The organism is Sphingopyxis sp. (genome assembly GCF_035250425.1).
Lineage (GTDB): Bacteria > Pseudomonadota > Alphaproteobacteria > Sphingomonadales > Sphingomonadaceae > Sphingopyxis.
Map to the genome: position 1 here is coordinate 1 of NZ_DATFFD010000114.1, position 10,887 is coordinate 10,887.

At 65.8% G+C, this 10,887-nt stretch carries 9 protein-coding genes and 1 pseudogene; 2 read left to right on the forward strand and 8 right to left on the reverse strand.

All coding sequences use genetic code 11. The features are described 5' to 3' along the window. From VJ811_RS06480 to hisS, 4 genes are all read right to left on the reverse strand, one after another. On the reverse strand, positions 1–829 hold an 829-nt coding region (locus VJ811_RS06480; RefSeq protein WP_324071443.1), incomplete at its 3' end, for a DUF4167 domain-containing protein. A gap of 275 nt (positions 830–1,104) precedes the next feature. Next, a complete protein-coding gene (gene prmC, locus VJ811_RS06485) occupies positions 1,105–1,926 on the reverse strand; it encodes a peptide chain release factor N(5)-glutamine methyltransferase (protein WP_414711917.1) in 822 nt (273 codons plus the stop codon). Next, entirely contained in the window at positions 1,922–2,989 is a 1,068-nt protein-coding gene (gene prfA, locus VJ811_RS06490; protein WP_324071445.1) for a peptide chain release factor 1, read from the reverse strand. Before prfA ends, prmC begins: the two co-directional genes overlap by 5 nt. Further along, a complete protein-coding gene (gene hisS, locus VJ811_RS06495; protein ID WP_324071446.1) occupies positions 2,986–4,242 on the reverse strand; it encodes a histidine--tRNA ligase in 1,257 nt (418 codons plus the stop codon). The genes prfA and hisS overlap by 4 nt, the downstream gene beginning before the upstream one ends. Before the next feature lie 94 nt (positions 4,243–4,336). Between hisS and VJ811_RS06500 the strand changes: the two genes are divergently transcribed. Both VJ811_RS06500 and ppa read left to right on the forward strand, forming a co-directional pair. After that, complete coding sequence (locus VJ811_RS06500) at positions 4,337–6,259, forward strand: peptidase M61 (RefSeq protein WP_324071447.1); 1,923 nt, start codon at positions 4,337–4,339, stop codon at positions 6,257–6,259. A gap of 113 nt (positions 6,260–6,372) precedes the next feature. Next, positions 6,373–6,909, forward strand: a complete 537-nt coding sequence (gene ppa, locus VJ811_RS06505) for an inorganic diphosphatase (protein WP_324071448.1) — start codon at positions 6,373–6,375, stop codon at positions 6,907–6,909. Between the two features lie 82 nt (positions 6,910–6,991). On the opposite strand, the gene VJ811_RS06510 is transcribed toward ppa, so the two are convergent. From VJ811_RS06510 to VJ811_RS06525, 4 genes and pseudogenes are all read right to left on the reverse strand, one after another. Further along, the gene (locus tag VJ811_RS06510) at positions 6,992–7,903 is read right to left on the reverse strand and encodes a mechanosensitive ion channel family protein (RefSeq protein WP_324071449.1); all 912 of its coding nucleotides are present in this window, start codon (positions 7,901–7,903) and stop codon (positions 6,992–6,994) included. Between the two features lie 5 nt (positions 7,904–7,908). Further along, positions 7,909–9,114 (reverse strand): cystathionine beta-lyase, encoded by a 1,206-nt coding sequence (metC, locus tag VJ811_RS06515; protein ID WP_324071450.1) that lies wholly within the window; start codon positions 9,112–9,114, stop codon positions 7,909–7,911. Between the two features lie 152 nt (positions 9,115–9,266). Then, entirely contained in the window at positions 9,267–10,109 is an 843-nt protein-coding gene (sseA, locus tag VJ811_RS06520; protein WP_324071451.1) for a 3-mercaptopyruvate sulfurtransferase, read from the reverse strand. A gap of 184 nt (positions 10,110–10,293) precedes the next feature. Next, positions 10,294–10,887 (reverse strand): annotated as a pseudogene (locus VJ811_RS06525) (hypothetical protein); the annotation flags it as partial.

The window sequence follows — 10,887 nt, forward strand, 5'->3', positions numbered from 1 at the left end:
GGCGGGTGCGGCGCGGCTTGGCGGCGGGCGCTTCACCCTCGGCATCGCTTTCGGCGCTGCGTTCGGGACGGCCGATCGCGGGCGGCAGGACGGCGGTGTCGATCCCGGCGTCGCCATTGTCGGCGCTGTCGTCCTGACGCGGACGGCGGGCCGGGCGACGCGCGGGACGTGGAGCGGGTTCCTGCTCGGCGGCCACTTCGCGCACGGCGGGAGCTTCGCTGCGATCATTGCGGTCGCCCTGGGCTTCGTCCTCATCGCGGTTGCGGACGGGACGCGCGCGCGCCGGCTGGCGGTTGCCGCGATTGTCATCGTCGCGGTCGCCGCGCGCTTCGCGGTTGCCGCGATTATCGCGCTGGCCCCGGTCATTGCGATCGTTGCGGTCGCCCCGATCGTTGCCGCGATCGTTCCGCTCGCCGCGGTCGTCGCCATTGTCGCCGTCGCCCGCGCCGGTGTCGGCTTCGAAATCGCTGTCGGTATCGTCGTGGCCGTCGAAATCCTCGACGCCGCGAATCTCGCGGCTGCGGTCGTGGCTGCGCTCCTGTCCGTTCGCCGCGGCCTTTTCTTCCTGGCGGGCGCGGAAGTCGCTCACGACACGGAAATAATGGTCGGCGAACTGCAGATAATATTCGGTCTGGACCCGGTCGCCGGCAAGCTGCGCGTCGCGCGCGAGGTTGCGGTACTTCTCGATCATCTGCGCGCCGTTACCGCGCGCGCGGCTGTCGATGCGGTTGGCCTGGTCGACACCGCCGCGCCCACCCGACTGCGGCCGATTATTGTTGTTGCTGTTGTTGTTACGGCCGCGACGGCGACCGTTCTGTCGGTTGTTCATGTTCAACTGAGACATCCTGTCGATAAGCTAATAAGCTACGCCAACCCCTTTTGGCCGACCGCGGCACCCGCGCGTCGTGCCCGCGCTCCTTGCGCGGTTCTTGCCCTTTACCGCTTGCGCCGGACCCCACGGTCCCGCACCAGCATCGTAAGTGGGAAGCAGACCAGCCGGACCAGTATCGATGCTGTTCGCATCGCCAAAGGGACCCCGATCAGGTCTGTGAGCCGCCCCTACCGCGCTTTGCGGCGGAAACCAAGCAAATTCTTGTGGGGCCGTCAGGCGCGGGTCAGCAAAAGCGCCCTGTCGCGGCCGCCCAGATCCTGTCTGCAGGCGACCTTGAACCCCGCGGTTTCGGCGAGCTCACGAACCAAGATATGTTGCCTGTGCCCGATTTCAAGGGCCGCGAGGCCACCCGGCGCCAGAATTCGCGGCAGATCGGGGATGATGCGGCGATAATCGTCGAGACCGTCCGCTCCGGCGAAAAGCGCACCCGCGGGCTCGTGCCCGGCGACGTCGGGCATCAGCTCTTCGGAATCAGCTATATAGGGCGGATTGCACAGGATCAGGTCGAATTGGCCATCGAGCCCCGCGCTCCAATCGCCGGATCGAAATTCGCTGCGATCGGCCAAACCCAGCGCATCGGCATTGGCGCGCGCATAAGCCAGCGCAGCGTCGCTCGCGTCGATCCCCAGGCCCGTCGCGCGCGGCCATTCGGCCAGCGCCGCAAGGAGCAGGGTTCCGGGGCCGGTGCCCAGATCGAGCACATGGCTCGGCGCGCCATCCCCGAAATGCCGGGCGGCCGCTTCGATCAACGTCTCGCTGTCTGGCCGCGGGATCAGCGCGCCCGCGCCAACCTGCAGCCTGATCGTCCAGAAATCGCGATAGCCGACGATATAGGCGACGGGTTCGTGCCGCAGGCGGCGGTCGATCAGCCCCGCGAAACCCTCGGGCACGGCAAAACGCGCCGGATCGAGCAGCAGCGCCTGCCGCTCGACGCCCAGCGCGTACGCCATCAAGAGCTCGGCATCGAGGCGCGGCGTGTCGGACACCGCCGCCAGCCGCCGCGCCGCGTCGCGCAGCGCGGACGCGACGTCAATCACCCAGCCCCGCCAGCCGCTGCGCCTGATCTTCGGCGATCAACGCATCGATCAACTCGTCCATCTGACCTTCCAAAATCTCGGGCAAACGGTGAAGCGTCAGGTTGATGCGGTGGTCGGTCACGCGCCCCTGCGGGAAATTATAGGTGCGGATGCGTTCGGAACGGTCGCCCGACCCGACCATCGACTTGCGCGCCGACGCCTCGGCGCTGTGGACCTTCTTGCGTTCGAGGTCGTAGAGCCGCGCGCGCAGCACCTGCATCGCCTTGGCGCGGTTCTTGTGCTGGCTGCGCTGGTCCTGCTGGATCACGACGAGTCCGCTGGGAATATGCGTGATGCGGATCGCCGAATCGGTCGTGTTGACGTGCTGGCCGCCCGCGCCCGATGCGCGGTAGATGTCGATCTTGAGGTCGCTGTCGTTGATCGCGACATCGACTTCCTCGGCCTCGGGCAGCACCGCGACGGTCGCGGCACTGGTGTGGATGCGCCCCTGGCTTTCGGTCGCGGGAACGCGCTGGACGCGGTGGACACCGCTTTCGAACTTGAGCCTGGCGAAAACGCCCTGCCCCGCGACATTCGCCACGACCTCCTTATAGCCGCCCATCTCGGCCTCATTCGCCGAGATGATTTCGACCTTCCAGCCCTGAGCATCGGCGTAGCGGCTGTACATGCGCAGCAGGTCGCCCGCGAACAGCGCCGCCTCGTCGCCGCCGGTCCCGGCGCGGATTTCGAGCATCGCGGCGCGCGCGTCGGCGACATCCTTGGGCAGCAGCTGGAGCGCGAGGTCATGCTCGGCGGCGGGCAGCGCCGCCTCGACCGCGGCGATTTCCTCGGCCGCCATAGCCTTCATCTCGGGGTCGGCGAGCATTTCGTTCAGCGAGACAATTTCGCCGCGCAGCCGCACAACTTCGCGCGCCGCGGTGGCGACGGGTTCGAGCTCGGCAAATTCCTTCGACGCCGCGACAAAATCGGCGGGCGCCATATCCCCCGTCGCCATGCGCGCCTGCAAAGCGGCATGGCGTTCGATGATCGCGTCGATCTGGCGGTCGGAAACGGAGGTCACTTTTTCAGCGAATCCAAAATTCCTCGGACCCTTATGGATTCCGGCGTTACATTTGCCGACCGTGTATTGAAGACGATCTCTCCGTTACTGATGGTCAACGAGACCAGCACATCCGCCGCAACCTTAGTGGCTTTGTCGTAACGCTTCCTCGGCGAACCAGTGGCAATCATCTCCGAAGAAAAGCCAACCTGCCTAAGTGCTGTATTCGCTGCCAGGCCCAAGTTGACCAAACTGTCATCCTCAACGGCCATGATAACATTGAGCTTGGAAGTTGCATCGTCGGCAAGCAACATCGCCAGCCGCTCGATCCCCGCCGCCCAGCCGACCGCCGCGGTCGGCGGCCCGCCGAGATTTTCGATCAGCCCGTCATAACGCCCGCCGCCAAGCACCGTGCCCTGCGCGCCCAAGCGGTCGGTGACGAATTCGAACGCGGTGTGGCGATAATAGTCGAGCCCGCGCACGAGCCGCGCATTGCGTTCCCATGCGACGCCCGCGGCGTCGAGCCCCGCGGTAACCGCGCCGAAGAAATCCTGCGCCTCGCTCGTCAGAAACGCGTCGATATCGGGCGCGCTGTCGGCAATCGGGCGGTCCTTCGGATCCTTGCTGTCGAGGATGCGCAGCGGGTTCTTGTCGAGCCGCGCAAGGCTGTCCTCCGACAGATCGCCGCGATGCGCTTCGAAATGTTCGACGAGCGCGGCGCGCCAACCGTCACGGCTCGCCGCATCACCCAGCGTATTGAGCGTCAGCGTCACGCCCTCGGCGATCCCCAGCTCTTTCAGCAGCTGGTCGGCGAACACGAGCAATTCGGCATCGGCAAGCGGGCTGTCGCTGCCGATCACTTCGGCGTCGAGCTGGTGGAACTGGCGATAGCGTCCCTTCTGCGGGCGCTCGTAACGGAACAAAGGCCCGTGGGTCGCGACCTTCAGCGGCGCGAACTGCTGCCAGCCATTGGTGATATAGGCGCGCGCTATCCCTGCGGTGAATTCGGGGCGCAGCGTGATCGATTCGCCGCCGCGATCCTCGAACGAATACATTTCCTTCGACACCACGTCGGTCGTCTCGCCAAGCGAGCGCGCGAACACCGCGGTCGGCTCGATCACCGGCACCTCGATCCGCTTGTAACCATAGAGGCGGCGCACCCGTTCGAACGTCTCGACGACATGCGCGAAACGATCGGCGAAATCGCCGAGCATGTCCTGGGTGCCGCGCACAGCCTGCGGCGTCGGGATTTTGGCGGATTTATCCTTGCTCATGGCGGCGGCGTCTAATGGTTTTTCGTCGAAAGGCAAAGTGCGCTTGCAGAGCGCCCGCTGGACCTGCGCTCGGTTTGGCGGCAGAGAAACCGTCATGAAAATCGCACTATTCACCGCAGTCGCCCTGCTCGCCGCCCCCGCTGCTTACGCCCAGGACAGCAACAGCCGCCCGCAGCCGGTCGTCCAGCCGCTGACGATCCCGCTGCCCGCCGACAAGCCCTATCCCGGCACGATGCAGCTCAAGGTCGACGCGACCGACTTCGCCCGCGGCATCTTTCATGTGCGCCAGACGATCCCGGTCGCGAAGGCGGGCAAGCTCACCCTGCTCTATCCCGAATGGCTGCCCGGCAAGCACGCCCCGCGCGGCGCGATCGCCGAGATGGCGGGTTTCAAGGCGAGCGCGGGCGGCAAGCCGCTGACCTGGACGCGCCAGCCGACCGACGTCTACGCCTTCGACGTCGATGTGCCCGCGGGCACGAAGAGCATCGACGTCAGCTTCGATTTCCTGTCGCCGACGCGCACCAGCGAGGGCCGCGTCGTCGTCACCCCGGCGATGATGAACCTGCAATGGGAACAGGTCAGCCTGTACCCCGCGGGCTATTTCACCCGCGCGATCCCGGTGCAGCTGGAGGTCATGCTGCCCGATGGCTGGACCGGCGCCTCGGCGCTCGACGGGCTCAAGGTCTCGGGCAACCGCTACAGCTTTGCGCCGACCAATTATGAGGTGCTCGTCGACAGCCCGATGTTCGCCGGAAAATATTTCCGCAAATGGGATCTCGGCAACAAGGTGACGCTCAACGTCGTCGCCGACGAAGCAAAATATCTCGAGGCAAGCCCCGACCATATCGCGCGCCACGCCGCGCTGGTGTCCGAAGCCGTCGCGCTGTTCGGCGTCCGGCATTTCGACCGCTATGAATTCCTGCTCGCGCTCAGCGACGAACTGGGCGGGATCGGGCTCGAGCATCATCGCAGCAGCGAAAACAGCCGCAACCCCGACTATTTCACCAAATGGAACGATAACGACAGCGAGCGCGGACTGCTGCCGCACGAGCTGACGCACAGCTGGAACGGCAAATATCGCCGTCCCGACAAGATGTGGACCCCCGACTATCGCACGCCCATGCAGGACAATCTGCTGTGGGTTTACGAAGGACAGACGAGTTTCTGGGATCTCGTTCTCGCCGCCCGGTCGGGCATGCAGTCGAAGGAGATGGTTCTCGCCGAATGGGCGACCAACGCCGGCACTTACAGCGTCCAGCCGGGGCGGCAGTGGCGTTCGGTCGAAGATACGACGCTCGACCCGATCATCGCGGCGCGGAAGCTCAAGCCCTTTGCGAGCTGGTCGCGCAGCGAGGATTATTACAACGAAGGGTCGCTGATGTGGCTCGACGCCGACATGCTGATTCGCACCGCGACGAACAACGCCAAGAGCCTCGATGATTTCGCGCGCGCCTTTTTCGGCGGGCGCGACGGGGATTGGGGGCAGAACAGCTATGATTTCGACGATGTCGTCGCGGCGCTGAATGCGGTCCATCCCTACGACTGGGCGAGTTTCCTGCGCGAACGGATGCAAGCATCGGCGCAGGGTGCGCCGATCGGCGGCATCGAGCGCGCGGGATACCGGCTCGTCTGGCGCGACGCGCCCAATGTCTATGACCGCGACCGCATGGCGCAGGCGAAGAACACCGACCTCACCCATTCGTTGGGAATGACGATCGACAAGGACGGCGTCGCGACCGGCATCCTGTGGGACGGCCCGGCGTTCAAGGCCGACATCGTCAACGGCACGAAGATCGTCGCGGTCGACGGGCTGAGCTATAGCCGCGAGCGGATCGAGGCCGCGATTCGTGCCGCGACCGACGCCAAGACCCCGGTGCGGCTGCTCGTCGAGCGCGGCGGGCGCTATCGCAATATCGAGATCGACTATCACGGCGGGCTGCGCTGGCCGCATCTCGAAAAAACCGGGAGTGGCCCCGACTGGTTCGATCGGCTGCTTGCGGCAAAACGCGCGCTTTAGCTCACCTCCCGCCTGCGGGAGGGGGACATAGGCTTCGACGGACGCCCCCCTCGACTTTTGGCCCTTTCCGGCGCTAAAGGCGCGCGCGATTCAAAAACACAAAAGGATCTCCCATGCGCATCGACCTGATTCCCGCCGGCGACAGCCCGCCCGACAGCCTCAACGTCCTGATCGAAGTTCCGATCGGCGGCGAACCGGTGAAATATGAATTCGACAAGGCATCGGGCGCGCTGTTCGTCGACCGTTTCCTGCACACCCCGATGCGCTACCCCGCCAATTACGGCTTCGTCCCGCACACGCTGGGCGAGGACGGCGACCCGCTCGACGCCCTCGTCGTCGCGCGCTCGCCGATCGTCGCGGGCGCAGTGGTGAAGTGCCGCCCGATCGGCGTATTGTTGATGGAAGACGATGCCGGCGGCGACGAAAAGCTGTTGTGCGTCCCGGTCAACAAGACCTTCCCCTATTATGCCGATGTCGCCAGCTACACCGACATGCCGCCGATCGTGCTGCAGCAGATCGAGCATTTCTTCACCCACTATAAGGATCTCGAACCCGGCAAATGGGCGAAGCTCAACGGCTGGGGCGATGTGAACGAGGCGAAGCGCATCATCGTCGAGTGCATCGAGCGCGCGAAGACGACGGGTTTCTGAACAAGCGTCGCCCCCGCGCAGGCGGGGGCCGCTATCGGCGTCGCGCTACCTTGCCAGCGCCCCCGCCTGCGCGGGGCGGCGATTATTCCGTATCCGGCGTCCCGATGATCCGCACGTCCTGTCGCGGATAGGGAATGGCGATCCCGGCTTCCTTGAAGCGATCCCATATCCCCAGGAACACCTCGCCCTGGATATTGCCGAGCCCCGCCTCGGGGTCTGAAATCCAATAACGCAGCTCGTGCTCGACCGCGCGTTCGCCAAAGGCCGTGATCCACACCGCCGGTTCGGGTTCGTTCAAAATGCGCGGATTCGCCGTCGCGGTTTCGATGATCAGCCGCTGCGCGAGCCGCAAATCGCAGGCATAGCCAACGGGTATGCGCATCCGCACGCGCACCTCGGGGCTGGCATAGCTCCAGTTCTCGACCGGCTGCGTCATCAGCAGCTCGTTCGGGATCAGATGTTTCTTGCCATCGCGCGTGACGACGTTGACCGCACGCACCCCGATCTTGGCGACGCGCCCGACATTGGGAACGCCGTTCGCCGCTGCTGTGCCGCCCATCGAGCTGCCGTCGCCGACGACGATGATATCGCCCGGCTTGATCGACCGGTCCATCAACAGGATGATCCCCGCGATCAGATTGCCGACGGTCTTTTGCAGCCCGAATCCGATCGCGAGGCCTGCGGCGCCCGAAAAGACCGCAAGCGCGGTGAGATCGATGCCGAGCAGGTCGATGCCGAAAAGCAGCGCAAAGACGAACAGCGCGATCGCGATCAGCTTTTCGGCGAGCAGCCGCTGCGTCGCGTCGATCTGGGTGTTGCGGCGGAGCAGCCATTTGATCGAGCGCAGAATTACGCGCACCGCCAGATAGAGCAGCACCGCGACGACGATCGTCGAGAACAGCCCATAGAGCGACAGCCGGTACGAGCCGACATCGATGCCGATCGCCTTCAGCGCCTCGACCGTGCGGAGTACGCCCTCGGGCAGCCCGTCCATCGCGCCTATCCCGCCATCGCGGCAAAGCCGCGTTCGAGATCGGCGATCAGGTCGGCCGGATCCTCGAGTCCGATCGACAGGCGGACGAGCGGATCGGGATCGGTCCATGCGGTCGCGGTGCGGATCGCCTCGGGATCGCTCGGCACGACCAGGCTTTCATAGCCGCCCCAGCTGAAGCCGATGCCGAAATGAACGAGCGAATCGATGAAACGCGTCCGCGCGGCTTCATCGACGCCCTTCAGCGTGAAGCCGAACAATCCGCTCGTGCCGGCGAAATCGCGCGACCAGACCGCATGGCCGGGATCGCCGGGCAGCGCGGGATGGAGCACGCGGCCGACTTCCGCGCGCGCCGCAAGCCAGTTCGCGACCGTCAGCCCGTTCGCGCCCTGCCGCTCCATCCGCACGTCGAGCGTGCGCAGCCCGCGCAGCATCAATGCGCAATCGTCGGGCGAAACCGCCTGCCCAAGCTGATACGCCGTCTGCCGCAGCCGCGGCCACACCGCCTTGGTCGCGGTCAGCGAGCCCATCATCGCATCGCTGTGCCCCCCGACATATTTGGTGAGGCTCATCATCGTCACGTCGACGCCGTGCGCCAGCGCCGGGAACAGCAAGGGCGTCGCCCAGGTGTTGTCGAGCATTGTCAGCACACCGCGCGCCCGCGCGATGCCTGTGATCGCGGGAATATCCTGCACTTCGAACGTCAGGCTGCCCGGCGATTCGAGGAAGATCAGCTTCGTCTCGGGCCGAATCAGCCCGGCAATCGCCGCGCCGACAAGCGGGTCATAATAGGTCGTCTCGACCCCAAGGCGCGCGAGCATGCCGTTGCAGAAGGCGCGCGTGGGTTCGTACGCGCTGTCGACCATCAGCAGATGATCGCCCGGCGACAGCAGCGCGAGCAGTCCCGCCGAATTGGCCGCGACCCCCGACGGATAGAGCAAGGTGCCCTCGGCGCCAGGCTCCATCTGGGTCAGCGCATCGGCGAGCGCCCATACCGTCGGCGTCCCGCGCCGGCCGTAATAAAGCTTGTCGTGCGTCGCATGGCCGCGCGCCTTCAGGTCGGCGATATTGTCGTAGAGGATCGTCGAGGCACGCCATACCGGCGGATTGACGACGCCGCCGCCCAGCCGCGGGTCGCCGGTCCATTCGGGCCGCCGTCCGCCCTGCACGAGTCTCGTCGCAGGGCGGAGGCTGTCATCGTCGCTGTTGCTCATCCCCGCCTTGTTAGCGGAGCAGGGGGCAAAATCCAGTGGTCGCAAAAACTCATCGTCGCCCCCGCGAAGGCGAGGGCCGCTGTCGTCCTTACCGAGCGCTGGCGGTTCAAACTTCCAGCGGCCCCCGCCTTCGCGGGGCGACGTATCGGATTTCAGGCCGCGCCGGTCGCCTTGGGGGTCGCGGGATCGGCGCCCCATTCGATCCAGCTGCCGTCATAGACCGCGACGTCATCCTTGCCGAGCAAGTGCGCGCCGAATGCGACGACGGTCGCCGTCATGCCGCTGCCGCAGGTGGTGATGAGCGGTTTGTCAAGATCGACTCCGGCGGCGTCGAACGCGGCCTTCAGATCGTCGCCGCGCTTCCATGTGCCGTCGGCGTTGAACAGCTGGCCGTGCGGCAGACTGCGCGAGTTCGGAATATGGCCGGGAGCAAGGCCCGGACGCGGATCGCGTTCCTCGCCGGTAAAGCGCGCGGCGGGGCGCGCATCGACGACCTGTTCGGCGGCGCTGCCCAGGTTCGCGAGCATCTGCTCCTTGGTGCGCACCGCCTTGGCATCGCGCCACACGGTGAAGTGGCGGTGGCGCAGCGTCTGCTTGCCCATTTCGAGCGCGCGGCCTTCGGCCTTCCACTTGGCGAGGCCGCCGTCGAGCAGTGCGACGTCATGCGCGCCGAACAGCTTCAGCAGCCACCAGCCGCGCGCCGCGCTCTTCAGCGGGCTGTCGTCGTAAAGCACGATGCGGCTGCCATCGCCGAGACCGAGCGACTGCATGCGGCTCGCGAATTTTTCGGCCTGCGGCGCCATATTGTCGATATCGCTCGACGGATCGGTCAGTTCGGCCAGGTCCATGAACACCGCGCCGGGGATGTGGCCCGCTTCATATTCGGCGCGCGCATCGCGTCCCTCGTCGGCAAGGAATTTCGTCGCATCGACGACCCGCAGGTCCGATGCCCCCAGTTCGCGTTCCAGCCAGTCGGTTGAGACCAAGGCGTCCATGTCATGCTCCTGTTGCGACCGGTCGGGAACATGTTTGCCTGTCCCTCGCCCGGCCATCCTGCTGTGGCTCTGTTTTCCTGGGGACAACAAGCCTATGCCCCCACCCGCGCTTTTTCAAGCGCAGTCGATCCTGCCCCAGCCGATGCTGCACCGCAACAAAAAACCAGTGTTATTTTGAGCCAGACTATTGCGCGCGCTTGATTGCGGTGGCGCGGGCGCCGGGGCGATCGACCGCATAGGAAGCGCGGTCGAGCGGCAGCGGCGCAAGCTTTTCGTTCCCGCTCGCGCCCTGTTCGCGGCCGATGACAAAGCTGCCGGCATTCTGGCCGAAGGCGTCGCCCTCGCCATCCCAATGATAGGTCACGTCGAACGCGATAACAGGGACGAGCATCGGCTTGCCGCCGATCATCAGCGGCTCGATCGCGGCGCGCGGTAGCATGACCTCGGTCGACAATTCCTCGCCCGCGCCGGGCGCGAGCATCATATCGTCGCGCAGCACGCTGCCGCCCGCGCCGTCGAAGAAGCGCGCCAGCACCGGTTCGGTCATCGCCGATCCCTGGTTGAGCGCGATGCGGACCATCAGGCCGGTCGCCGCGATCGGCCCCTGATTCACGAGGTGAAGCGCAAAGCCGACCGCCACATGGTCGGCGGCGAAGCGGATGCTGCGAATGTCGAGCGCCATGCCGATGATCGCGCGCTTTTCGGCCGCGGGACGCGTGACAAGCGGCGAAGGCGCAGGCCGCTCGGGCGGCGCAAGCGGCGCGCGCGCGGGCGAGGG